The sequence below is a fragment of the cyanobacterium endosymbiont of Epithemia turgida isolate EtSB Lake Yunoko genome (genome assembly GCF_000829235.1).
In the GTDB taxonomy this organism is placed as follows: Bacteria; Cyanobacteriota; Cyanobacteriia; order Cyanobacteriales; family Microcystaceae; genus Rippkaea.
Genome location: NZ_AP012549.1, coordinates 1,151,684 through 1,177,942 on the forward strand (window position 1 = coordinate 1,151,684; position 26,259 = coordinate 1,177,942).

At 33.6% G+C, this 26,259-nt stretch carries 19 protein-coding genes and 1 pseudogene; 14 read left to right on the forward strand and 6 right to left on the reverse strand.

Annotated elements, in window-relative coordinates:
- Nucleotides 1–153: 153 nt before the first annotated feature.
- A complete protein-coding gene (gene ppc, locus ETSB_RS03550) occupies nt 154–3,219 on the reverse strand; it encodes a phosphoenolpyruvate carboxylase (RefSeq protein WP_044106334.1) in 3,066 nt (1,021 codons plus the stop codon).
- Between the two features lie 228 nt (nt 3,220–3,447).
- Nucleotides 3,448–3,651: a hypothetical protein gene (locus ETSB_RS03555; protein ID WP_044106335.1), complete on the reverse strand. Its 204-nt coding sequence runs from the start codon at nt 3,649–3,651 to the stop codon at nt 3,448–3,450.
- 651 nt (nt 3,652–4,302) lie between these two features.
- Between ETSB_RS03555 and ETSB_RS03560 the strand changes: the two genes are divergently transcribed.
- On the forward strand, nt 4,303–6,129 hold the full coding sequence (locus ETSB_RS03560; RefSeq protein WP_044107599.1) for a DNA polymerase III subunit gamma/tau: 1,827 nt from the start codon (nt 4,303–4,305) through the stop codon (nt 6,127–6,129).
- A 1,945-nt stretch (nt 6,130–8,074) separates the two neighbouring features.
- On the opposite strand, the gene ETSB_RS09190 is transcribed toward ETSB_RS03560, so the two are convergent.
- On the reverse strand, nt 8,075–8,272 hold the full coding sequence (locus ETSB_RS09190) for a sigma factor (protein ID WP_232509859.1): 198 nt from the start codon (nt 8,270–8,272) through the stop codon (nt 8,075–8,077).
- Between the two features lie 458 nt (nt 8,273–8,730).
- Between ETSB_RS09190 and ETSB_RS03565 the strand changes: the two genes are divergently transcribed.
- The 3 genes from ETSB_RS03565 to ETSB_RS03575 all read left to right on the forward strand — a co-directional run bounded on the left by ETSB_RS03565 (nt 8,731) and on the right by ETSB_RS03575 (nt 10,656).
- A complete protein-coding gene (locus tag ETSB_RS03565; RefSeq protein WP_044106337.1) occupies nt 8,731–9,462 on the forward strand; it encodes a Bax inhibitor-1/YccA family protein in 732 nt (243 codons plus the stop codon).
- Between the two features lie 505 nt (nt 9,463–9,967).
- Nucleotides 9,968–10,252, forward strand: a complete 285-nt coding sequence (locus tag ETSB_RS03570) for a hypothetical protein (protein WP_044106338.1) — start codon at nt 9,968–9,970, stop codon at nt 10,250–10,252.
- A gap of 122 nt (nt 10,253–10,374) precedes the next feature.
- Nucleotides 10,375–10,656: a DUF3288 family protein gene (locus tag ETSB_RS03575; protein ID WP_044106339.1), complete on the forward strand. Its 282-nt coding sequence runs from the start codon at nt 10,375–10,377 to the stop codon at nt 10,654–10,656.
- Nucleotides 10,657–10,831: 175 nt separating this feature from the next.
- Here the strand turns inward: ETSB_RS03575 and ETSB_RS03580 are convergent, their stop codons facing one another.
- Nucleotides 10,832–11,281: a hypothetical protein gene (locus ETSB_RS03580; RefSeq protein ID WP_145972230.1), complete on the reverse strand. Its 450-nt coding sequence runs from the start codon at nt 11,279–11,281 to the stop codon at nt 10,832–10,834.
- Between the two features lie 1,183 nt (nt 11,282–12,464).
- On the opposite strand from ETSB_RS03580, the gene ETSB_RS10475 reads away from it, so the two are divergent.
- The 8 genes and pseudogenes from ETSB_RS10475 to ETSB_RS03620 all read left to right on the forward strand — a co-directional run bounded on the left by ETSB_RS10475 (nt 12,465) and on the right by ETSB_RS03620 (nt 23,401).
- Nucleotides 12,465–12,587: a hypothetical protein gene (locus tag ETSB_RS10475; protein ID WP_269763981.1), complete on the forward strand. Its 123-nt coding sequence runs from the start codon at nt 12,465–12,467 to the stop codon at nt 12,585–12,587.
- Between the two features lie 1,742 nt (nt 12,588–14,329).
- On the forward strand, nt 14,330–14,473 hold the full coding sequence (locus ETSB_RS09890) for a hypothetical protein (protein WP_171816394.1): 144 nt from the start codon (nt 14,330–14,332) through the stop codon (nt 14,471–14,473).
- 244 nt (nt 14,474–14,717) lie between these two features.
- Nucleotides 14,718–15,831 (forward strand): peptide chain release factor 2 gene (gene prfB, locus ETSB_RS03595; protein ID WP_145972231.1). Its coding sequence is split into 2 segments (ribosomal slippage): nt 14,718–14,789 and nt 14,791–15,831, totalling 1,113 coding nucleotides; the frame shifts between segments, so codons are not numbered across the junction.
- Between the two features lie 336 nt (nt 15,832–16,167).
- Complete coding sequence (locus tag ETSB_RS03600) at nt 16,168–17,442, forward strand: glycoside hydrolase family 10 protein (protein WP_044106343.1); 1,275 nt, start codon at nt 16,168–16,170, stop codon at nt 17,440–17,442.
- 155 nt (nt 17,443–17,597) lie between these two features.
- Entirely contained in the window at nt 17,598–17,834 is a 237-nt protein-coding gene (gene rpmB, locus ETSB_RS03605; protein ID WP_044106344.1) for a 50S ribosomal protein L28, read from the forward strand.
- 193 nt (nt 17,835–18,027) lie between these two features.
- Complete coding sequence (locus tag ETSB_RS03610; protein WP_044106346.1) at nt 18,028–19,089, forward strand: mannose-1-phosphate guanylyltransferase; 1,062 nt, start codon at nt 18,028–18,030, stop codon at nt 19,087–19,089.
- Between the two features lie 207 nt (nt 19,090–19,296).
- Nucleotides 19,297–20,422, forward strand: a pseudogene (locus ETSB_RS09000) (ABC1 kinase family protein).
- A 1,866-nt stretch (nt 20,423–22,288) separates the two neighbouring features.
- Nucleotides 22,289–23,401, forward strand: coding sequence for a metallophosphoesterase family protein (locus tag ETSB_RS03620; protein ID WP_044106347.1), 1,113 nt, complete (start codon nt 22,289–22,291; stop codon nt 23,399–23,401).
- A gap of 352 nt (nt 23,402–23,753) precedes the next feature.
- Here ETSB_RS03620 and ETSB_RS10275 read toward each other — a convergent pair whose 3' ends face one another.
- Nucleotides 23,754–23,936 (reverse strand): hypothetical protein, encoded by a 183-nt coding sequence (locus tag ETSB_RS10275; protein ID WP_232509861.1) that lies wholly within the window; start codon nt 23,934–23,936, stop codon nt 23,754–23,756.
- A 183-nt stretch (nt 23,937–24,119) separates the two neighbouring features.
- Here ETSB_RS10275 and ETSB_RS03630 point away from each other — a divergent pair, with 183 nt between their 5' ends.
- On the forward strand, nt 24,120–24,584 hold the full coding sequence (locus tag ETSB_RS03630) for a J domain-containing protein (protein ID WP_044106348.1): 465 nt from the start codon (nt 24,120–24,122) through the stop codon (nt 24,582–24,584).
- Between the two features lie 366 nt (nt 24,585–24,950).
- Here ETSB_RS03630 and ETSB_RS03635 read toward each other — a convergent pair whose 3' ends face one another.
- Nucleotides 24,951–25,334 (reverse strand): AbrB family transcriptional regulator, encoded by a 384-nt coding sequence (locus ETSB_RS03635; protein ID WP_044106349.1) that lies wholly within the window; start codon nt 25,332–25,334, stop codon nt 24,951–24,953.
- A 314-nt stretch (nt 25,335–25,648) separates the two neighbouring features.
- On the opposite strand from ETSB_RS03635, the gene ETSB_RS03640 reads away from it, so the two are divergent.
- Complete coding sequence (locus ETSB_RS03640; RefSeq protein ID WP_044106352.1) at nt 25,649–26,092, forward strand: Rrf2 family transcriptional regulator; 444 nt, start codon at nt 25,649–25,651, stop codon at nt 26,090–26,092.
- Nucleotides 26,093–26,259 lie beyond the last annotated feature (167 nt).

A 26,259-nucleotide genomic window follows, 5' to 3' on the forward strand; every position in this document is an offset into this window, starting at 1 on the left:
GGAGGTATGATTATTGTCCAGACTAACGATAAATCTAGGTTAGTGATGCTCAAGGGTTATCTGTACTTACTATAAATAAATGCTCCTCATCCCATTATGGACAATCGTGATGCTTATTAAAGTATTGATATTGATCGATTAAATTTACTCCGATCATCCTGTGTTCCTCATTCCTGCAGCAATTCCATTAATTGTTAACAACGCTCCCCGTAGTAATTCCTCCTTAGAATAGCGGAAATGAACTACCCCAGATTCGGACTGATGAGTATATTGACGCAACCGCTTTAAGAGAGAAACTTGTAAAAATCCTAGAGGAACAATGGTTCCATTGCGTAACTGAACCGAACGTTGTAGCCCGACATCACCATCGAGTAATTTTTGGTGCTTGGTAATAGAGAGAATAATATCACGAGTTAGGTAATATTCTTGAGATATTTGTTTAAAAACTCGATTAAATCGCTCTATATCTTCGGGTTTAGATAATTCTCTTACATAATGATGAGCAATTTGTAAATCTACCTTAGATAGGGTCATTTCAACTTTAGAAACTACCATTTTGAAAAACGGCCACTTGAGGTAAAAATATCGCAATAACTTCAGATTTTCTTCTGTTTCTCGATCTCGAAAACTTTGTAGAGCGGTTCCTACTCCATACCAAGCTGGTAAAAGAAAACGACTCTGAGTCCAACTAAACACCCAAGGAATAGCGCGTAAGCTACTCAGATCTTTTATACCGCTTTTGCGTCGTGCGGGACGAGAACTAATTTGCAATTGGCTAATTTCAGGAATGGGAGTTACTGACAAGAAGAAATCTAAAAAATCTGGCTGTTCGTAAATTAGCGCCCGATAGGCTTTTCTAGCAGTTTTAGCTAACTCGTCCATAATTCCATTCCAAGAGGTGATATCATCAAAACCACTTCCTAATAAACTCGACTGAATCACGGCAGTGGTGGCGGTTTCTAGGTTATACAAGGCTAATTCAGGAAGGGAATACTTAGAAGCTAACACTTCTCCTTGTTCCGTAATTTTAATTCGTCCGTTAATGGTAGAAGTAGGTTGAGCTAAAATTGCCGCATAGGCAGGACCGCCCCCTCGCCCTACTGATCCACCCCGTCCATGAAACAATCTTAAATCAATACCATGAGGTTGAGCCACTTTTTGTAGGGCTTTTTGAGCTTTGTGGATTTCCCAGTTACTGCTGAGAAACCCTGAATCTTTGTTACTGTCGGAATACCCCACCATGATCTCTTGCAGGTTAGTCGGTTGTAATGCCGAAAGAGACACAGGGGTGGGCTTGTTCGAGTTATTAGAGCATTGAAGTTGATCGTATCCACCCGCCAAAGCTGCACGATACAGGGGTAATTGGAATAAATCTCCCATCACTTGTGGAGCACGTTTTAAGTCGTCTACCGTTTCAAACAAAGGCACAATGCGAATGGTAGTTGTACTAATTGCTGGATCATAAAGTCCTGCTTCTTTTGCTAACAATAGGACTTCTAGAACATCGCTGACATAGTTAGTCATACTGATAATGTAGGTTTGGCAGATTTCTAAGCCAAACTCTTGTTGCAGGTAGCGCAACATCCGCATAGTTTCGAGAGTTTCACTGTGCTCGGCTTTTTTAAACTGCATCCCTGTGGGAATTAAGGGCCGTCTGGTACCTAGTTCTTGTATCAACCACTTCACTTTCTCTTCTTCGGGAAGCTGGTTATATGGTTGAGGCAGAATATCTAAGTATTCGGCAATTTCTTCTATAGCATCAGAATGACGGGAGGAGTCTTGACGAAAGTCTAACTGCGTCAGGGTAAAGCCAAATATTTCGGCTTGAAAGAGTAAGTTTTCGAGTTCTTGACAATTGAGTCCGGTTTCTTCAAGATTTCGTTTAATGAGTTCTAAATCTTGCCAAAACTCTGTTCCCGAATGATAAATATTCTGTCCCGTCAGACTAGAAAGCAATTGTCTTTGTTCTGGGTTTGCCAAACGATCATTGCGGTCACGGGTATTTTCTAATCGTTTTTGAATATAAGATAATTTTAAACGATAGGGTTCGTGCCGGTAACGGATAGCCAGTTGTTCATAAATCTCTGGCATGGCTGAGCGGTCAAGTTCTAGGGCATCAAGTAAGTCTTGGGAAACATTGCTCCAGTGGAGGGAAACACTTAACAGTTCTGTTAAATTCTCAATAGAGTGCAAATACTTCTCCAACACCAAGTTGCGCTGATAACAGGCTGTCTGCCAAGTTACTTCTGGGGTAACAAAGGGGTTGCCATCACGATCACCCCCGACCCAAGAACCGAAACGACAAAAGGTACTACGGGGAGGATGTAACCAGGGAAAAGACGACTTCAAGGCTCGTTGTAATCGTTTAGACAGTTGGGGTAGGGCATCAAATAAGACTTCATCGAAGTAGTGGAGGGCATAGTCCACTTCATCGAGAACACTGGGTTTAAATTGGTGAAGTTCATCAGTGCGCCACCAAAGACGGATTTCTTCTGTGAGTTGTTCCTTAGCGGTTTGAGCTTCCCAAGAGTTGTTCAGTCCCATCCCCCGAAACGATTCTTCAGCTTGATCCAAGCGTTGTAGAATGCCCACAATACGCTGTTGTTTACGTCGGATCGTATGGCGAACAATTTCAGTAGGGTGGGCTGTAAAAATTAGACGGATGTCAAGTTGATTAAGCAGCCGTTGAACTTGTTGGGGCGGAACATTAAGTTGTTTTAATAGAGGGAATAACCAGTGAAAAGTTCCAGCTTTATCAGAGACAATATCACCTTCAAAACGTTTTTCTAAAAAGTTTACCTGTTTTGATGGGCCGTAGATTTCTTTTTCCTGTTTATTTGGAGATTTATTTTCATTTCCGGCACAGGTCGCGCGTCTTATCAACTGTTGCTCTCGTTGTTCGTAATGTTGCTCAACAATGTTAATTAGTTGAAAATAAAGAGCAAATGCTCTAGCTGCCCGAATCGCTTCATTAAGTTCTAATCGTTCAATAAGCTCGGTGATCGAGGCTTCAGGGATACTTGTCACCTGTCCCTCAGGAGAACACATCGTACGAAGTTGTTTTAGTAAATCTACCAATTCCTGACCACATTCAGCTTTTAACACCGCCTCCCATAAATCTTCAACAAGTTTGAGACGGTGACGTAAAAATAAGTCGGAAGTCGAAAAAACGTTAATGTCTCCGACCATGAATTTAGATGATTCATGCAACGAATTCATGGGAACCTCAGGGACGTTCTATAAACCTAGTAAGGATGGAAATCTTCAGGAATCGAGAGCAGCATAAAGATCATTTTTTTCTTTTGAGAACTTAGATAGTTAAATTTATTTTAGTTAGAGTAAGTGTTTGCTAAATTTTTCTTGGCCCAGCAATCCCCATCATTCTATCGGTTCTTGTCTGGATTAGAAATTAATCTAAACTATAATTGGCAAAAATTTAATTATAGTTTAAGAAAGTGGATTGATTGAACTGCTGTCAGTAAAATTGAGGATAGGCAAGCGATCACCCCGAAATACTTCTTCGCTAGCCTCTCCCAACTTTCCTAATTTCTGAGTAATTTTATGTACCATAAGCAAACTACCCAAAAACGGAGTAGTTGCTAAACTTAAGTAGACAATGATAGGAGGGAGGGGCTGATTAACTTGGCTCACAGATCATTACTCCTGATGCTAGATTACTGTTTTTATCATATACTCTTCTTTCTTTTTTGACAGTATTACAGGTTACGATGAACTTTTTTAAGTTTATTTCTGTTAATGCTAATAAGGAAAAAGCCATGGTAAATTATTAAAATGTCAGGAATAATTTGATTAGTTAAAATAAATAAAAATATGATAGCGAAAGACAGAGTCGTTTATTCAAGAAATGTCTATAATCAATTTTGTATATTGAATGAGTTAAAGCTTACTTTATTTAAATTTCTAATTTAGAACGGCAATAGCTTACCCTAGTTTATTTCCATATAAACCTTATTTTTGATAGGATATTTATAATTATTTAGCTACAGGTTTTGTTTCTATCTATTCACTATAATTAAAAGTGATTGCGCTATATTTTTTCTATATTCTATTAAGCTAAACCTCTGGCAATAAATAAGGAGAAGAATTATATATTCGTAGTTTAATGCAAATTATTACATTCAACAAAGCCAGTGTTAATTAACACTATTATGTTTCCTATAAAGATTAGTCTGTTCCAGATTTAAACAGTTGTTTTAACTGTTATGTTCTAATTGTTACTGGATACAATCAAGGCAATTATACCACCGTAGCTATCTATTCAAAAATTAACCATTAACTATGATGTCTTTTTATGAACCTCTACATCATAAATACCGTCCCCAAACATTCGCTGACGTAGTGGGACAAGAAGTAATCACCACCACTTTAATAAATGCGATCATCTCCCGAAAAATTGCTCCTGCTTACTTGCTTACAGGACCTAGGGGAACAGGTAAAACCTCCTCGGCACGAATTTTAGCCAAATCGCTTAATTGTCAACAAGTCGAAAATCCTACTTCCATTCCTTGTGGTAATTGCGAAGTATGTCGAACAATTTCCAGAGGATTGGCCCTAGATGTCATTGAAATTGACGCAGCTAGTAACACAGGAGTCGATAATATTCGAGAACTTATCGAAAAGGCGCAATTTGCACCTGTTCAGTGTCGCTATAAGATATTCATCATTGATGAATGTCATATGCTTAGTATAGCGGCATTTAATGCTCTTCTCAAAACCTTAGAAGAACCTCCGGATCGAGTAATTTTTGTCCTCGTCACCACCGATCCTCAAAGAGTTTTACCAACAATTATCTCTCGTTGTCAAAGGTTTGATTACCGACGTATTCCTATAGAAGCCATGGTGGGTCATCTAAGTAAAATTGCTCACCAAGAAGCAATTGATATTGCTGATGAAGCTCTAATATTAATCGCCCAAATTGCTAATGGGGGATTACGAGATGCTGAAAGTCTTATGGATCAATTAAGTTTATTATCGGGGACTATTACCTCAGAGAAAGTCTGGGACCTAGTTGGAGCAATTTCTGAACAAGATTTATTGAAACTATTACAGGCGATTTCCTCAGATACCCCAGAATTAGTGATAGATAACTGTCGTAATTTAACGAACCGGGGAAAAGAACCTTTAGTTGTCCTGCAGTACTTAGCAGGATTTTACCTCAACCTTTTGATTGCCAAAACAGCCCCCAATCGCTCTGATATAGCAACCGTAACAGCCGCAACTTGGCAAGCTTTATCTACTGAAGTACAAAAGTGGGAAGTTGAGACTATTCTACAAGGACAACAATGTCTTAAAGAAAGTGAAGTTCAACTAAGGAATACTACTCAACCCCGTTTATGGTTAGAAGTCACCCTTTTAAGTTTATTGCCATCAGCTTTTCATTCCCAAACCGTTTTTAAGTCTAATAACAAAGTAGAAGTTAGAAAAGAAGAGGTAATAGATAAAACACAGGAGATAACACACACCATTTCTCCCTTGTCCAACCACACCTCTAAAATACACATATCCTCTCAAGATTCTAATATTTTACAAGCGGAAAAGACGATAACAGATGTAATACTTAATGTCAATGAAACATGGTCGTTAGTTTTAGGAAAATTGCAACCTTTTACTCAAGATTTAGTCAGATCTAATTGTCATCTTCTTAATTTAGATGAGTCGACGGCCTATATTGAAGTTCGTAGCCAAGGATTACTCAAATTAGTCCAAGGAAAAATTACTAATCTTGAGGCATCTTTTGTCGAGGTTTGCCAACGTCCTATTAAGGTTGATTTAAAAGTAGCTTCCTCTTGTAATATAACTTCTACAAGTCCCCAAACTATTCAACTGTCGCCGTCAAATCTTCCTCCAGTTAACAATAATCAAACTTCACAACCTATTAACTTACAAGTAATTACCCGGTTTCATCATTCTAATGATAATAATAATGACTTAATAACTCAAACTCCTAAATCTGAAATAGAATTACAGTCTCAACTAGAAATTACTTGTCCTAACAAGGATACTGGTTTCAGTGATACTTCTGGTAGTATTGCGATTAAAAAAATTGAAGAAGCTGCTAAAAATTTAGCCAAAATGTTTGATGGAAAAATTATTGATTTATCTCATTGATTTTACAGTATATTTTCCAATATATTTGAAAAATATTAAAAAGTTAATAAATATTATTTATCCCCACTATCACAACCATTTTTAGGAAATTATAAAGTTTAAGATTCTTTTCTCGCTGAAACGATTTATCAACAGCAATTTAGAAATCAGAATAGAAAATTTAGATCTAACTCAATCAAGTTCATATTTGTTACAGAAACCATTTATATAAAAATTAGAAATATATAATAATCAGTTAAATTAATCAGTTTATTTAGAAAAAATAGATAATATAGACGCGATTACTCAGAGAGTTAAATCTAATTAATCTGCTTTAGATAATCCCTTAAAAATTATAAGATATAATACACAAGAAACTAAGTCAAAACTTTATGTGCAAGAACAACAAAAAATCATAGATAATGAAGAAAATCTAGAATTTTAACAAGAATATATTTTAAAAATTTACTTATCACAGTTTAAAATGGAGGTATATAGCTTAAATAAAAAATTTTAATCATATTAAAATTTACTATATATAAATTAATTATCAATCAATTATTGATTAATTATAAAATTTTTAAAAATTCATTTTTTATAATAAAAAGTAATTTATTAGATTTAGTTATGTATTTTTTTAAAAAATACAAAATTATCACCTGATGAATTGATAAATAAATTTAAATACAATTATAAAAAATAAGAAAAATTATATGAAGCAATTTAAAATTATAAAATAATATAAAATTATAAACAAAAATATATTTCTGTTAAATTATTAAAAATAAAAACATAAAACAAACTTCAACAATCCCAAAAGAATGAAAGTCTATAAAACAAATCAAAAAAAATTAGTTATACGGAACAACGAAAACAATAAAATTATTAACTCGGAAAGCTGTACAATGGTTAAAAGATATTGACATTACCTTAGATGAAGGATTTTGGTTGTAAAAATTTTCTGTTTCCTATCCATCTAAATTAGAAGCCACACTCAATTATATTGCTGTTTTCAATGATCTATCCTAAAAGATAGTTAGATATTACAACTTTTTTTGCTGAGCTGAAAGTCTTGTAAAGTATAATGATTAAGATTTTATAATCTTAATCATTATTGATAACTAAGTCTTTTTAGCTACAGAACAAAGTCATTAACTAAAAATTTTTAAGATTATTAACTACTAATTTATTTAATATTTAGTTTTTGAGATAATTTTCAGGTTATTTTTTGTGGTTAATATCTATGATTGTATTAAATAAAAATAAAACTTTGAACAGGTAGAAAATGCTTTTGTACGATTAGTGAATTTAGAAAAAAATAAGAGAACGCTCATTATAGCCTTTCTGGTGTGAATACAAAAGAAACCTGGAATTATTTGAGCACAAGTTTATCGTCATAATACTGAGTAAAACATGGCTGCTGTTGGAGAAAAAATTAATATCAAAAATATTCAATAAGTAGTCAATAAATATTATTAAGTTGCGGCAGATTATTTAATATACTTTTCATTAAGTGAGTTATTTTTAAAATTCTTTTATTGATGATGAAGGATAATTGTTGTGGGAACCTACCGATTCTATTGGACAGATACTTACCGTGAATTCCTTGAAAAATATACGTTCAAAAGCAACTCTTATTTTATCTTTGAGCTAATTTATTGCATGTTGTAATTGTGGTCCATCTTCTTGTAATAGGGAGTTAAGCTGGTTATTATAATCTGTTATTTTGGCTATTTTAGCAAAATTTTGCTTTGTAAGACTTCGAATATCCTAAAAACTTGATTACATAAAGATTTAGCTTTTAGATCCAAAGAATACAGTCATCATTATATTTTCATGAATTACTAACTACTAATCTATCAGACTTCTTCTGAAGAAACAGGAATTATTTCTTTAAAGCCAATAGAACAATTTTTTGCTAGATTAAGGGTTGTATCTAAACTAATCAATATCTGATTTTATCAAGCTAATTCATATTCATGTTAATTCTCCTAAAGGAATATTTAACCCTAATGTAGGGAATAGCAAAATAACTGAAAGCATGACTTTGATGGGGATTAAATTGTTCAATGGTACAAATTAATTTTAAATAACCAATTTGTGATAAATCTTCATAAAGTTCTGAACACTTATTGCTTACATTATAAGTAACTTGAGGAACCAATCCGAATGTGGTGACTCAACCAATTTATTACACAAGGACAGAGAGGAGTTTCTCGAATAAGTAATTAAAAGTTACATGCCTTCTTTCTACATTGTTTTACTTAGTTTCCATTGATACCTCTGTTATTGAACAATATTGATAGCTTAAAAATAATTAACTTAGGTCATCAATTGTTCTATTCATCAAAAAATTGGACTATGGGCATTACACGAAAATCTTACAAAACTTGTATATCTTCCCCTTAGTAAAATACACAAGTTTTACAAGGTTGAGAAAATGGCAGGTTAATCTTTAGTCAATGTTGTCGTAATTGACTAAAGATATTTTCCTAATCAACCCATATTTATTATGGATTCAGAAATTACATTCGGTATTTTCAACTAGCTGCTCGGTCTCGATTTTGGCTATAAAACTTAAGTAAGTCCTTAAAATCAATTAAAGGTAGTAGAACAGATTCTATGAGTAACACCAGTAATTTTCGTAACGCCATTCGTGATGTGAAGGGTCAATCTCTTATTGGACCCAATGTCATTGCTAACGCCCTACCCTATCTTGGAGGCGGATTGGTGCTAACAGCTGTTGGCACTTATGGGGGATTAGGGGTGATTCAATCCTATCCCAATCTATTTTTTCCCTTCTTAATTGCAGCATTGATTATCGAGTTTGTCCTGTTTTTTGTTGCTTGTAATGTAGCTGAACAAGGCAATAATGATACAGCTTTACCTCTACTAGCTCTTTATAGTCTTCTTTTTGGGTATACTCTTAGTGGAGTAGTTTTTGTCGCTTTAGGAACCCAAGGAGTTGGGCTAGAAGGTATTGCCGTTGCTGCTGGAGGTTGTGGCATTGTTTTTATGGCAGCTCGCAGTATTGGGTCCAATCTTTCTGAACAAGATGGTATGGCTTTAACTAAAACCATTAGCTTAGGGGTTATTTCCCTATTAGTGGTAATGATTGGTCAAGTACTGTTTGCCTTATTTGGGGTTTATACACCGACTTGGTTAGACATTGCTATCTCTGGTCTTGGGGTATTTCTGTTTGCTGGAGCCGCCGTGGTAGATTTTTATATTTTACCTCGTACCTATCGTAACGATCAGTATCTCTCGGCAGCCCTGTCGATGTACCTGACCTATATTAACCTGTTCATCTTTATCTTACGTCTTTTGATTTCTATCAACAGTCGCGACGACTAATCTGTTGAAGTAGAGGGAAGCACTGGTTATTTGCGTGCTTCCCTCTACTTCAACAGATTAAAGCAGCTCTTTTTCTTCTCAATAACTATTTTTAGGAAAATGGTCTATTTTGAGGTCAAGGATTATAACTATTATTGTTTAGTAAGCAATCTATGGCAGACTCCCAATTCCAACTAATCAAAACCCCTAAACTTAGAGAACCGAAGTTTTACTTTAGTGAATATGTAAAACACTTCAATGTCCATAGGTACGTATCCGCCATAACTAGGATTTGTTCTGAGCCTATTCATTGAATATCTGACTGGTCGGGGCTTATTAAGTTAGCTGGGTTTACAGTGAATAACCGTGCCGGAAAAAAGAAAGTCATAAACTCTTTTCCTATTCGTCAAGTCTATGCCATGATTAGTCTAAGAAATTTCTCCGAGACCTGTTCAGTTTTGGGATAGCTTGAGATAAGCTGAAACAAGAATAGTTAATTAGAACAGCACAATATCAGTACATCATAATGAATGTTTTTTTTCCTCGTTTTCTCAAAAAAACTTACCGTAAAGATCCAATTTCTAGCTTCATCTTAGTGGTAGGAGCAGTTGATTCGGTCATCGGGGGTGTATGGGAGAAATCGACTTTACTGTCCTCTGGACTAGTGGTGATTTTACTCTCTGTAATCCTACGCTACTGGAAAACTCAAAAAGCCCAACATTTAGTGACCAAAGATCCCCCTAGACGATACCTTCTTCTGAGCCCTATGCGATCACCTTTACCAAGATTAACTAATGATAAGTCTCGTTGATAAAAACGATAACTATTAAAGCTTTGGGTTAAACATCTTTATGACTGTCGAGAAATAATCTAAAAATTCTCTCCACATTACAGTATAAGATGGACAACTACTTAGTTCTTAAATTGTGATTAATGTCTCAAGATCAACAACATCCCCAAGAAAAAAAAGATCAAGAAGTGGTTAATACCCTTCTCCAAGAAGAGGCTAATCCTTATAATTTAGCAGAATTAGCTCGGTTGCGTATCCGCTACCATAACTTTCCAGGGGCTAGGCGGATCCAAAATGATCTAAACTTACTATTGCAAAAATGGGAACTGACCGAAGAACAACTGTTCAAACAAACCCGTCAACTCCACGAAACTCGTCAAGTTTATCAACTTATTAAGGGCAAAAGTGCTCAGGATTGGAGTTGAAAGGAGGGATGGAGTTGGTGAGTACAGCTAGTTGCTTAGCATTCACCATAGCTTAAATGGGTATACAATAGAAAAATAGTTAAAGAAGAGGGAGCTCTAAGCAGCAATCTGCCTAAAAGTTCAGCTGGCAGAATTATAACAACGAGGCCTAACCCTTTTCCACATAAATAATCGTTCAATGAGGAGGATTACTGGAGATAATATTTTTGTGGTCAAATCTTACTTCTATCATGGTTAATTCTGCATCAAAGATATGAGAATCCTTACTCCAAGGTTCTCTGCTTTTCATAGGAACAAATAGTGTAGGGGATAAATTTTGAATCACAAGAGAAGCAAGATTATTGTCCACAATGTCTAATACTACTTTTGGCAAGAGGATTTGTAAAATTTTAGTAGAAATGGCTTTGGTTGCCATTCTTGTGAATTCATGCAGAACAAATTGCAATGTAACTCTCTTAAAATAACTGCCAGAAAAATCTGTTTTTTCAGTTATACCATATACCCATTGGGTGGGTAATTTCTTGATAAGCAATTTGAAGCCATTTTGGGAGTTAAAGTCTTTCCCTTCCAAAATACTAAGGAGATAAATATTGTAGCAAAGTTCACTTAAAAGACTGCTTACCAAAATAAATTCCCCTCATCATAAGGATGAAAAGAAACTCAATAATGATCAAGATAGGTAATGCTAGAATTAGCAATTCATTTTAATAAGCTTTGCTTAAATTATTTGTAATGGAGTCAGAAAAATAATATGATACTGAGTCATTTTTTGAAATTTTAAGATCGTAATATAGATATAATTTGGCTAGATTTTATCTTAAATCATTTTTCAAAAATTTTTGACTAAAATTACGTTATTATATTATTTATACTAACATTTTATAAAAACTGAAAAATATTAGTATTTTAAAATTTAACTTTTAGTTCACAAACTAGCATCAAGTGATTTTTGAAGATAGCTGTTATAATTAATCCTTGTTAAATCTATCATTTCTATGAAAATTTGACGATTAATAAAATTACTATAAGTTACAGTTAATTCTTGACCTTGTGAGGTTAAAGTATCCACACTCACTAACCCTAATAACCTAATAGTTGTGGCTGTTGGTATAAAAGGTGAAATTTTAAAACCTGAACTCAATAAAACTTGATAAAATCATAACCGAAACAGTGAGTACTATTAAATTTTATGAGGTTTGCTTTATAATTTTAAATTAGTTAATAGTAGCCTTGATTGAGTTATCTAATAACTATAACTGATTTTGTGTGTGGATCAAATAGAAGACACTGAAAATACACCATAATTCAGTGAATTCTAAATATCGTGGATATACAACCAACAACAAATCAGCATTTCTAAGATTGCTGATGAGCAGTAGTAAATGTTCGGTTTTCTAACAAAAAAGTTTACTTTAAGTGCTGCAGCAAGATATCAACAGTATGTCAATGACAATTGGAAAAAGTTCTGTGTAGCTCTTTAATACTATTCTAGTCTGAACTCTAATATTGTTAAGTCTAGTCTATATAGACTAGACAATAAAAATTATTTCATCGAAAGATGAAATAATTTAGTTCATTTTTTTATAAAAGTATTTAAATAGTAGTTAAGTAGATAACCTATATTATAGGATGTTCAAAATACTAATAATTAGTAATTGTAATATTTTTATCATTGGAAATAGGTTGTTAACACAAAATTTTGTGTTAACGATTTTTTATGGAAAAAAGTCTATTATAGTTAACAACTATAATCATTATTCAATGTTTCATTGACATTATAATTTATGCTTTCTTTCTCCCTGTTAGAAATGAATCATCATCGTTACCAATTAGGAAAATATACTGATGCCCTAATAGGTTCAGATCAGATTGTCGTCTGTAATAGAGATTTAGAAGATATTGCTATTAACTTTGTAATCGCCATTGAATAATAGATCGGCTATAGAGACCAGCTAAATGACATCGGGTAGAAATTCGCCAATAAACAATATAACAAGAACTGTCTCAAGAATATTTAATTTTCTTTATTCGTGCTTTAACTCGATAATTATACAAAAACTTGCAAGTCAAAGAAAAAAGTAACGAAAGACCTTTGGGCGTCTTACCTTGTTTCGACTCCAAAGGTCTTTACGTATTACTTTTACTCCTCACACATAACAAGAGAATATCAAACTCAACAATAATACGTAAGTAAATATATGACAGTTTATTGATTGTCACAATAAAAACCAGCTCAGAGGGCTGAGTCTAGATTACTAATAATCAATTTCACAAGAAATATCGGATGAGCATAGAAATTATCGAGGTGTTCTTATTTCTGTTTAGTTTGAAGATAGTTAATACGTAAAAAAGCACGCCATTATCCTCAGGCTTATTTACGACTTAAATGAGTAAAGAAAAATTTTGTATTGATTATGTCAGGATATCTAACTATGATTGTAGGATATCCATGAGTTATGAATATAGAAATTGGGAAAGATTGAATATAGTTACTCACAACTCAAGTATAACTAAAAAATCACTACCCAAACCTCTTTATTGGTTAGTAACATTGGCTGCTGCCCTAGTAAATCTTCATCTAACCCTACTTTATCAATTTAATAAACTAAATTTCATGAGTTTAAGCATCTTAGTATGGTTGACTATTATTTTCCTAATCTGGGATAAGAAAGAGCGATTTAAGTTAGACAGTGAAATATTTTTAGCTTTTTTAGGATAAATTTTAATTATTGATATTTATCCTAAAGAGTATTTTTTCTACCCTTAATATCTGGATTTGAATTAGTTTGACTGGTATCAGTAATCAAGGAATTCAATCAAGACTTAAAAGAGTTATTGATTCTTCTTTTATTAACTTTTTTTCTCCTGTCACATCAGTTTTAAATATGATTAATTTACTACTATTAACGGCTCTTATAATATTTTTATGCTGCCAATAGGCTTTAATTCTTATCGAAAAGAATTTTTTATTAAACTACCAATAGGTAAAGTGTAAGTCTATGGAGCCTGTTCTGGTATTGAGAGTATTATGCTGATGTTTCTGTTTCTATTTTCTTCTTACTGTAAATCGGACTCAGCAAATTGTCTATGTGATCAAGGCAGTATTATTAGGTTCTGTAACCAATGCTGTTAGAAGAGTTTCTATGATAACAGTTTTAGTTGCGTTTCCCGACGGGGAAGCTTTTAATACTTGCATAAAGATACTGAAAGTCTTTTATTTTCTTTGGCATCAGTATTAATATTTGGTATATTTTATTGGTTATTGATTTTATGTGCGGGTTAAAAACTTGAATTTTTATGGCATTTTATTTGAAAACTTACTTTATAATCACCTTGGATAAATAACAGTTAGTGGCAGAAATATTTCAAAAAAAATAAAAAAATTACCAATATAAACATAGTCTAACCTAGACAATTATAGGGATAAAAGCCAGTTATCGTAAATATGATTAGGCAAACATTAATTGTCTAGGTTTTTCAAAAAGTCCCATTCCATAAATAACTGTAGTAATAAAGATTTAAAAAAAATATTGGATTATATGAAATATTTAAATATGATAATAAAGCTTACTTAAGTAGTTATATTAATCGAACTAAAAAAAGTAATTTACCTTATGCACAACATACTCAAAATAAGTATAAATATAGTTGGAACGTATAACGAACCTGATTTTTGTTTATTGGTTATAAAAATTTATTTGGGACAGCTTGTTTGTGGACTTTGATTTCAAGTTCTGTGGCTTCTAATTTAGACTCTACCGCTTTAGCAAAGACCTATCAAAACCTAGAAACAGTTTCGGTTGAATGGTCTATTTAGTATAGACCTAAATTAGCTCTAATAAGCCTAAAATAGTAAAAATTAGCTTAATTCTAATAAAAATTAATTTGATAGTAAATTTATATTAGAATAATAAGTGAACTGTTAGAATTTTAAACAATTCCTGAATGAGACTGCAAAAAAGTTAATATTAGTGATCTTACACGACCAGGTTCGATAAAATCTTAAAATTAGAGACAAAAGAACTACAATAGAGAATATTTACTTAAGATTGTGTCGAAATATGGAAACAGCAGAATTAAAACGCGAAATTCAAGGGGTTAGCACGCGCCTGAGGAAAACTCAGGAATATCTTTGACTTACCTGCCCTGAAAGCCAATATTCAAGACTTGGAAACCTTAGCTGCTCAACCTGAATTTTGGGATAATCCTGAGATAGCCCAAATCACCTTACAAAGACTCAACGATTCCAAATCTAGTGTTGAGCAGTATCAACATTGGTTAGGTCAGCTAGAAGATACAAAAGTAATCGCTGAATTACTAGAATTAGAAGAAGATGGGAGTTTATCTAAAGAAGCGGAGACAACCATTAACCAACTTAACCATGAACTTGACCTCTGGGAGTTACAACAGTTATTGTCAGGTATTTATGATACTAAAGGAGCTTTCCTGACCATAAATGCAGGAGCTGGGGGAACCGATGCCCAAGACTGGGCGCAAATGTTGTTACGGATGTATACTCGTTGGGGAGAAAAACACGATTATAAAATACATCTGGCTGAACTTTCTGAAGGAGATGAAGCCGGAATCAAGTCAGCGACTCTAGAGATAGAAGGGCGCTATGCTTTTGGCTATCTCAAAGGAGAAAAAGGAACTCATCGATTAGTGAGAATTTCTCCTTTTAATGCCAATGGAAAACGGCAAACCAGTTTTGCGGGAGTGGAAGTTATGCCAGCGTTAGAAAAAAAAGATATTACTATTGATATCCCCGAAAAAGATTTAGAAATTACTACCACTCGTTCTGGCGGGAAAGGTGGGCAAAATGTTAACAAGGTAGAAACAGCGGTTCGTGTCGTTCACCTACCCACTGGGATTGCAGTTCGTTGTACACAAGAACGTTCCCAACTCCAGAATAAAGAAAAAGCCCTCGCTCTGCTTAAAGCAAAATTATTGATCATTGCCCAAGAACAACGTGCTCAAGAAATTGCTGAAATTCGGGGAGATATCGTAGAAGCAGCTTGGGGCAATCAAATTCGCAATTATGTCTTTCATCCCTATCAAATGATTAAAGATGTGAGGACAAATGAAGAAACAACGGATATCAGTGGAGTTATGGATGGCAATCTCGATACTTTTATTGAAAGCTATCTGCGCCACGGGGGTCGTGGCGAGGATTAATTGATGCTTATACTACCCATTCATCAGAACAATCTTTACCACTTTGGCTTGATATATACCCCCAAATGTAGAAAATTTCTCTTTGATAGCAATCTACTTTTCCTAAGCAACTATAGTAATGGTTAAACCGTCGTTAATCCTAGCATAGCTAGCAGCGGAAGAAAAAAACCATAAGTTCCCTAATCACCATTCCCATAGAGGTTTTAGTAAACTAAAAACGTAAAAAAAAATACTGAGATTGAAACTAATTAAGCAAAGAAGATAGTAGGAAACGTTTTAAAAAAATTCGCCCATGGGTTAGCCTAGCCAGTGTACAACAATTCTATCATTTACTCTATGGCAAAAAACTTATTTGAGCGTCAAGCTAACCAGTTAGTTAACTTTAGCCGTCTGTGGGGTTATCAGGCATGGTTAGTCTTTCTGGTCATCTTTAGCCTTTGTGTTACCCTAATAATCTTTACAATTCAATCTCCAGTTCAATCTCGTAATCAACCCTCAGAAATTCGGGGAGTGTGGCTAACGAATATTGATAGTGATGTACTTTTTAGTAAAAAAAACCTGTCCGAAGCAATTGATACCCTCAACCAATTGAATTTTAATACCCTCTATCCCACCGTCTGGAATTGGGGTCATACCCTTTACCCATCTGAAGTTGCTCAACCTATTACCGGGACTAAACTAGACCCCACAGAAAGGCTACAGGGACGAGATATTTTGCAAGAAATTGTTAATCAGGGACATCAGGCAAATATGGCAGTTATTCCTTGGTTTGAATTTGGGTTTATGGCCCCTGCTGACTCCCAACTTGCTCAAAACCATCCTCAATGGTTAACTCAACGAAAAAACGGTGATAGAATTTGGTTGGAAGGAAAAGTACATAAACGTGTTTGGCTAAATCCTTTACATCCAGAAGTTCAAACTTTTATTACTAATTTAGTCACTGAAATTGTGAGTAAGTATGAAGTAGATGGAATTCAATTTGATGACCATTTTGGCATCCCTTTTGATTTTGGTTATGATGATGTTACCGTCACACTTTATCAACAAGAACATCAAGGTAAATTACCTCCAACCCCCCCCATAAATTTGAAGACAACCAATAATTGTACAATCAATGATCAAGTTTGGCAGGAATGGACAAGATGGCGGGCAGAAAAAATTACAAGTTATATGACCGAGCTATTTAAAACTATTAAAGCCACCAATCCTAGTGTTATTGTTTCTTTATCTCCTAACCCTCAACCCTTCTCAGCTAACTGTTATTTACTAGACTGGCATCAATGGGAACAACGAGGATTAATAGAAGAATTGGTCTTGCAAGTTTATCGTCCCAATCTCCAAGATCTTCAACGAGAATTGAGAAGCCCTGAGGTTCAACAAGCTAAACAACATATTCCTTTTGTAATCGGAGTTCTTTCTGGTTTAAAAGATCGTCCAGTTCCCATAAAGCGAATAATCAAACAGGTAGAAACCATTCGTCAAAAACAATTTTCTGGAATTTCCTTTTTCTTTTATGAGAGCTTATGGAATCTTGGCACAGAATCCGCAAAAAAGCGACAATCAAGTTATCAAAAGTTGTTTCCAACTAAAGTAAATAGGCCAGAAGCTTAAGGGGATGATTTTGGGAGTACTGTGCGAAGTCCCACTAACTGGCATATCTATGACTCAATCTTTTGTTATGACCTAAAATAGAGACATTTTCAGAAGATTTTTGGTAGGATCAAAGACTACAAGAAAGTTAACACCAAAAGACAAGGAGATTTTCTATGGCCCGTAAATGTCAATTAACTGGAAAGCAAGCGAATAACGCCTTTGCTGTTTCCCATTCCCACCGTCGGACTAAAAAATTACAAGAAGTCAACTTACAATGGAAACGAGTTTGGTGGAATGAGGGCAACCGTTGGGTTAGATTGCGTTTGTCCACAAAAGCCATTAAAACTCTAGAAAAGAAAGGGTTACAAGCGATAGCTAAAGAAGCGGGGATTAACTTAAATAAATTTTAATTTTGCAAGCTATAGAGGAAAGTTTTGAGAAAATAGAGAGGGTGGGGAGAAGTAAATTTGGTTAATAGCATGAGTAGTAATGGATTATTTCGTATTAAATCTAGTCTTTGTCCCTTATTCTTGATAAGACATGGGGAACTAATCATGACTCAAGCTTTAATTCCCGTCATCCTCGCTGGTAGTAAACCCAATTATGACTCAAGCTTTAATTTCTGTAATCCTTGCTGGTGGAAAAGGCGGACGTTTTTGGCCTCTTAGTCGTCGTTATCGCCCCAAACAATTTCTCTGTCTTGATAGTAGTGGACAGAGTTTATTACAATCAACGGCTGACCGTCTACTTCCCCTAGCCCAAAATTGGGATAATCTTTGGGTAATTACCTCGGTTGCTATTGCTGGTGGGGTTCGAGAACAATTACCAGAGTTAGCTGAAGGGAACCTCTTGGTGGAAACTGAAGGAAGGGATACTGCCCCTGCAGTAGCTTGGGCTACTCTAAAAGTGGCTGAACGTTGTGGACCAGATGCAGTCGTTGGCTTTTTTCCTGCTGATCATTTAATCGCTGATATTCAAGGGTTTGAAACAACCCTCAAAGCTTGTTCCCAGTTAGCTATGGCTAAAGATGCCATTGTCACCTTAGGCATTAAACCTAGCTATCCCTCCACAGGCTATGGTTATATTGAACAAGGAGAAAAACAGGGCGGTTGTGAGAAACTGCCAATCTATCGTGTCAGTCGCTTTACTGAAAAACCTGATCAAGAAACTGCCCAATCTTTTATTGCAACAGGAAAGTTTAGCTGGAATAGTGGGATGTTTATTTTTCGAGCAGAAGTCGTCCTCAAAGAACTAGAAACCTATGCTCCTAAGATGATGCAATTGTTGAAGGATAAAGGGGAAGCAGCTTATTCTGAATTAGATAAGATAAGTATTGACTATGCCCTGATGGAAAAGACAAAATTAGCCTATGTTTTACCAGCTAATTTTGTTTGGGATGATTTGGGAGACTGGATTTCTTTAGAAAGACTTACCAAAAGAAACGGGGCTAATATGGATTTAGCTAATCACGTTCATTTGGATACTCAAGGGACGATCGCTTATTCGAGTGACAAAAACCATATTATTGCTACTATTGGATTAGAAGATATGGTAATTGTGCACGACAGGGATGTTACCCTAGTGGTTGGGAAAGAACGTACTCAAGACATAAAAAAACTATTAGAGTTATTGCAAGCTAATGAACAATTAGAAAGATATTTGTAAATATTCACATCGACTAAAATGATTGATGATGACTTTAGTACCTAAAAAATTATTGACTATTAATACTAGTTCTTCCAAGCTATGAGTATGATTAGTTTATAACTAACGACTTCTAAAATTCCTATTCTGAACTATGCTCTGATACTCCCAAAAACCTTCGATTTTGGCTTATTGTAGTGTTATCACAGCAAGTCGAGAAGAGCCTTAGTGTTTTCTTTTACTAAAACTAGTGTACGTCAACGGGAAATTATCGAAATAGTTATCGGTAATAGCTGGCACTATATACGAGGGCTATTGACATTAGGAAAAGTTGATAAACCTCAAGTTCCCCCACCAGAGGTTTTACGAAATATTTTAGTAGAATTTGGTCCATTTTATCTAAAATAAGGACAAATTATTAGTACTTGTCCTGATATTCTTTCTCCTAGTTATATTAGAGTGTTAACTGCTCTACAAGCTAATGTTCCTCCTGTGTGTTGGTCTAAAATCGAAGAAATACTTTTCCAAGAATTACAAAAACTTTTAGAGAATATATTTCAAACCATTAATCATGAACCAATTGCAGCCGGTTCTATTGCTCAAATTTATCGGGACACTTTAATCAATGGAACCGAAGTGGCAATTGAAATCCAACGGACAGGAATTGATATAATTGTTGCCGAAGATATTGCTTTAATTGAAGGAATTACTTAGTTAGTTTCTTTCACGGAGTTTAAACAAAATTATGACATTGTTAAATTAATAGACGAGTTTGCTCGAGCTATTAAGTCAGAATTAAATTTTACCCAAGAGGGACACTATACCGAGTACATCAGCCGAAATTTAGCAACGAGTAGCTGATTCGATACTAAACTAAATATTTAGTCGTTCCTCAAGTATATTGGGAAGTTAGCATGAAAAAAATTCTAGTTCTGGAATGGTTAAATGGTCAACCAATTCTTAATGTAAATTTCAGTATCACTCCTAGTCAGAAATCTCTTAAGAAGAGAAAACAAGAGATAACAACCTTACTATTTAGAGCTTTGATATAAAATCTATTTATTTAAAAACTCCTCGGCAAATCGAGATATTATTAAATCGTTTATCCTCAGAAACTTTACAATGGAATTTGCGCATAAAAGAATTAAATCTTCTAGGCTGTAGTGTTGATACTTCTGCTAATCGTCTATCTTGTAGTATCGTTTTAAGTTCATTAATTGTAGTAGTTGCTATTATTTATAATAATTCCAAAACTCAACAATTATATCTAATTAGTGTGGCTTTGTTTGCCGTAGCAAGTTTATTAGTAATGTGGTTACTTATTAGTATTTTAAGATCAGTACGTTTAAAGTAAACGTTTTATTGTTTATAAAATTTTTTAAAAATAAAAACTAAGCTGTAATTTAGGTTAGATTACAATTAATTACCACTTATAATGTAAAAATATTAAATCATGTATATATGATTATACATTGCAAGGGAGAGCCTCCATAGATGGTTCAGGATTACTATGATAAATACAACTTTTTAAGCCAATGAGTATAACTAGTTTTTTATTCATAAATACTTGTAAATTTTTAGGTAATAAATTTAATAATTGATTACCTAAAGACTAATAATTTTCTACTAATTTTTTAAAAAATATAGATAGTTAAGCAACTATAGAACTGTATATAAATTCTATTTTTATTTTTAGCTATGAGTTCATCTAAGTTTGAGGGCACGTTCAAAAAACTTCTACAAAATTAGAATTGTCAAATTATGACAATAAATTTCAGTATTTTAGTATATATTTAGCAGTACTATTCAACAGTACGTGGCGTATATACTATTTTTTTATTTATTTCAGCTTCTAAAAGATTAAAAACTAATCAATATTATTCTCTTTTTTTATCTCAAAAAAATCTACAACTCTAGCCTCTGAATAAACAGCTTTTTTTAAAAACCCTAAATCATATTTATATTCAAAATTTTTTTAAAAATCGCATAAATTTTTACTTTATTTCAATATTTTTCTATAAAATTTATTTCTGAACTATAAATTGAAACAAAAAATAAGTATAATTATTATTTCAATTGTTTTGCTTTTATTTTAAATAAATAATTAATATTCATTAAATCATTGCAAATGATAATTACAGTATCTATTCTCTTGTTTTTCTCTTTATTTAAATATTTTTATTTAGAGTAGTTAATCTTTTATTAAGTTCATATATTTCTATTGTATTTAGTGATCTTTATTTTACTTATTAGTTAATTTTATAATCTTTTTATGACCTACCTGCTTTATCTGAAATTCTTTTGAAATTTGTATGAAATGATGAAAATGATGAATTGACCGGTCATTAAATTTATTTAAACTTCTATTTTCTTGTATTAAAGATAATATTTATACTCTTATTGTTACCCTAAGAAAATATTAAATACAAGTTTATTTACTATCATGTTGTCTGACTTTTTAGGTAGATTTATATCTAATAATCAATCTTTTTAAAAGTAAATTAATTTAAATTAATCTACTTACTTATTTTTTATATTCTAATTAAATGTTTACTTAGAAACAACTATATATTATTTTTAATATCTAGAAAAAATACTATTTTTTTAAGGCTAACTAATTAAATAGTTTATTGTTTAGTTTATTGTTTATTTTAATATTTTTGTATAAAGTAAATATATCCTCCTACTACGTCATTATTTGGCCTGTCAATCCGGGAAAATAAATTCGTTGCATCATATCCTTCTAGCCATAGAAACTTATTTATTAAAGTTAACATTGTTGATTGTTAAAGAAAAGATATTTAATCTGGTATAATTTTTTTTGTACTTAAGTCTTTTATTACCTTTCCTAAAGGGGGTTTATATTTTTATTATCTCTTACTTTACTAATTTTAGATATTATTGGAAATATAATAATTATTTACTATAAATTATTTAATAAGCTTTTTGATAAATATTGGAAAATCTGATATGGTTAAAAGTTTTTTATTTTTTTTTCACCTTTGCTAAATTAAGAGATTTTTTGTCTTCCGTTTATACAATTTAACTTTCTGCTTATAACGATTGATATCACAAATCACTATTATCCACCAGTTATAATAATTCCATTGTTCTTGACATTGACTTTATGAATATCATCTTATTTATTTTTTTAACAAAAAAAGAAATATGATATTAAGTTGATAATCAATAGTTATTGGCATTTTGTCAGAATAAAAAAATGAATTTAAATCGTCGTAAATTTTTAATTACTAGTGGAGGTTTATGTGGGTTAAGAATTGCTTATTCAACCCATCCAGGATTAAGAAGTGAGAATATAAACTCTCAACTCCTATCTACCCCCATTCAAAAATACAAAGAGACCTCGATTTCTTACCCTGTAGCCGTTGCCCCTCCAGGATTATTTGCTCCTATACGAGGAGATACTAGAATTATTGTCATTAGCGATCTTAATAGTCAATATGGGTCTACTACTTATGAATCAGAAGTTAAACAAGCAATCACCCTTATTCCAGGATGGAAACCTAACTTAGTATTGTGTGGGGGGGATATGATTGCTGGACAAAAAAAATCTCTTACTAAAACCCAAATTCAAGCCATGTGGTCAGCTTTTGATGCTAATATCAGTAATCCTTTACGTCATTTTAATATTCCCTTCGGGTTTACCATCGGCAACCATGATGGATCAGGAGCAATTTATCAAGGAAAATATACTTTTGCATCTGAAAGAGAATTAGCCTCAAATTATTGGAATCAACCGACCTCTAATCCGGGATTAGACTTTATTGATCAAGTTAATTTTCCTTTTTATTATAGTTTTATTCAAAATAATGTTTTCTATCTAGTTTTGGATGCTTCTACCCATATTATCTCCTCTGAGCAGTTAACCTGGATTAAAAAGAATTTAGCAAGTTCCATCGCACAAAAAGCTAGATTGAGACTGGTTATTGGTCATCTTCCTCTTTATCCTATAGCTGTAGGACGAAATGACGTAGGAAATTTTTTAAGTAATGGAGAAACATTACAATCAGTGTTAGAACAATATAGAGTGCATATTTATATTAGTGGACATCATCACGCCTATTATCCAGGAAAAAAAGGCCGATTAGAATTACTTCATATCGGTGTGTTGGGAGCAGGTCCCAGGAAGCTACTAAACAGTAATATCATTCCCAGCAAAACCTTAACAGTAGTTGATATTTATCTAAATTCTCAAACTATTAACTATACGACCTATGATATGAAGACTCTGGAAGTTGTCGATATTAAAACATTACCTAAATGCATTGGCAAAGTGCGGCGTAGAGATCTTATGGCTGGCTCAAATTCCTAATGGGAAATAAACAATCTACTAAGAGGTCAATAAAATTGACCTCTTAGTAAAATTTATAGTTCTACTAATTTGGCATTTAACTCATTATCATCAAAAGTCCATCGTTTCAATTATGATGACTCAGAACAAGGCAATAAATCAAAAATCTCTCGTAACATATCATAAATGGCTTTATATGAAATCTGTACTTAATTATCAAAGACAATACTCGTTGTTGCTTGATAATCACAGTTTGAGGAATTACGCCATTATAATAGAACCCTGGTTCTTCAGGAGAAAAGTCACTTTAGGAAGAATGGAATCGACATTGAGTAGGTAAAATGTCACCAGCTCTGTTATAAAATCACTGCACTCAAGAAACAATAATAACAAATTGCTTACAATCTTGACTCTTACCAAGACAAAAAATTAAAGCCGTTGGCATTTGCTGTTTAAAACTATCAGTTAAGCTTAATTTCGTTGAAACCAGAGAACCATTTCTCCCATAGACAACACAAATATTGCCACCAAGAATATCATCATCGATATTTGCCAAAACTGTGGAGGTTCCTCTGGTTATTAAAACTACTCCCATAGCTATGACAAGGATAAGACAAATTTTAATCTGAATTTTTTCGCCAGCAATTTTCTATTAGTTTTGATAAACGTCATGGTATTGAAACCCTTCGCTTTTAAGTTTAGTTAAAATAAAGTCACGAAAAATATTATAAGAAATCTTGTGACTCAGCAGCCAACTACAGCACAATCAACCTATCGAAAAATTCCCATACAGACAAAGTTTGCCAATAGCTACTACGCCATTTTAGGGCTTCATCCGTCCGCTTCCGCCGTCGAAATTCGAAGGGCTTATCGGGAGCTGAGTAAACTTTACCATCCCGATACCACGGACTTACCTTTAGAGACAGCTACAAAGCAATTCCAAAAGCTTAATGAAGCCTATGGAACTCTAAGTAATCCTGAAGGGCGCTCACTCTACGATCTTAAAATTGGCTATTCTCGTCGGAATGTGATTCAAACTTTTGACGATTGTCCCCAAAAAAAGGTTTGGGGAACTTCCCCATGTCCAAATTCAACTTCTTTTGATTCAAGTAATCGTTCTTTGTCAGCCGGAGAAATTTTTGTTCTGTTTATTTTAGGATTAACTTTTGTAGGATGTATGCTCTTAGCGATCACTATAAATTGAAAAATGGCTCGCCGAAATTAGCCTAGATATCAGATAATTAGCAGTCTGCTATCCTAAAGTAGAAACCATAAATGAAGAGATTATACGGATTCTTAAATACCCTCTAAGTTGCTAAGGGCTTGAATCGACTGTTTGTTCAAATTCTTTAGATATATTTAATAATGATCTTTTTTTTGAAACGAGACGAAGTGACTCATTTACTAATAAAATAATAATAAGGGGCTTGCTGTCCTTCCGAGAACTGCAAGCCGTGGTTTGATGTCGTTACCTTGATTGAAGTAGTAAGCGTTGTTTAGTCTAGCCTCTAAACGACGCTATTTTTTTATTTTGTTAAGTCTAGGAAAACTGGATGAACTAACATTAGTTTTATTCTTCATAATCATCAAGTTCACCAAGTTGTCTGAGATGGATGTGCTTCCGCCCTAGGGTAATTTCAAATTCGTCCCCTGGTTGTAGACCCATTTTTTTTGTGTAAGCTGAACCAATCAAAAGGTTACCATTTGATTGCACACTAATTCTATAACTAGCCGAACGGCCGCCTCTTCCCTGCCCTTCCGAAGAGCTATCTAATTCAATTCCTTCCGCATCAATTAAGGCGTTAAGAAATTTCATCATGTTGACTCGTTCTATACCATTTTTAGTCTGGGTATAGTAGCCACAAGCTCTAGCTTTTTCTTCTTTACCGAGGTTACCTAGCTCTTTAACTTTTTCGACTAATGCTGTACCGGTCAGGGGTGTATCTTGACTCATCAACTTAAACAGTAACTAAATGAATAATATGGTTGACAGATTAGAAATATAATATGACATCGAGCAACTCAAAAAGTGCCACGATTGCTAACTATCTCCCCTTTCATTTTACACACAACAAGTAAACTTTATCTACCATATGACCAGATCAATAATAATCTATTGCTCTTGCTCTTTAAAGAAGAATCATCTACAGAATTTACAAATATTTGAGTCTCAGGGTTTTTGTTGAGAAGAACGTGTTATAAAATCAACAACGAACCCTTTAACAGTGCCTTACAGTCTACTTAAAACTAAGGGAACAAACTAACCAAATGAAGTTAACAACTCGCAGTCATTATAGCGTTAAAGCCCTGCTGGATCTTAGCTTACAGCCGAACTATGGTCCAACTTCAGTAAAAGCGATAGCAAGACGACAAAATTTACCGGCTCCTTACTTAGAAAAATTACTGATTGAAATGCGTCATTCTGGGTTAGTTAAGTCAGTGCGTGGTCCTCAAGGAGGCTATCAATTAGCATGTCAACCTAATCAAATTTCCCTAGGACAAATTCTGGATGCAGTTGAAGAAAAAAACCAACCTTTGTCAGGTTATCAGCCCGATCTTACGCAAGGATCAGATTGGGTTGCATTTAGTTTATGGAAGCGGCTTCATGAGAAACTTAAAGAGGCACTTTACAAGATTACTCTTGCTGATCTTTATTATGATGCTCGCAGTTGGCAGGCTTCTCAAGGAGAAGCCACAAGTTTTGTGGTGTAAAAGATTAATATTTAATAGTTAAAAACTAATTAAGTTACTATGAAACTTGCTTTAATTTTTGTACTATAAGCTTACGCATTGATGTTAAATAGCATTTGACTCATAATCAAGATTGCTAAAATTTTTTAGAAAAAAAGGTTTTTAATAAATTAAATTACTGTGAACAG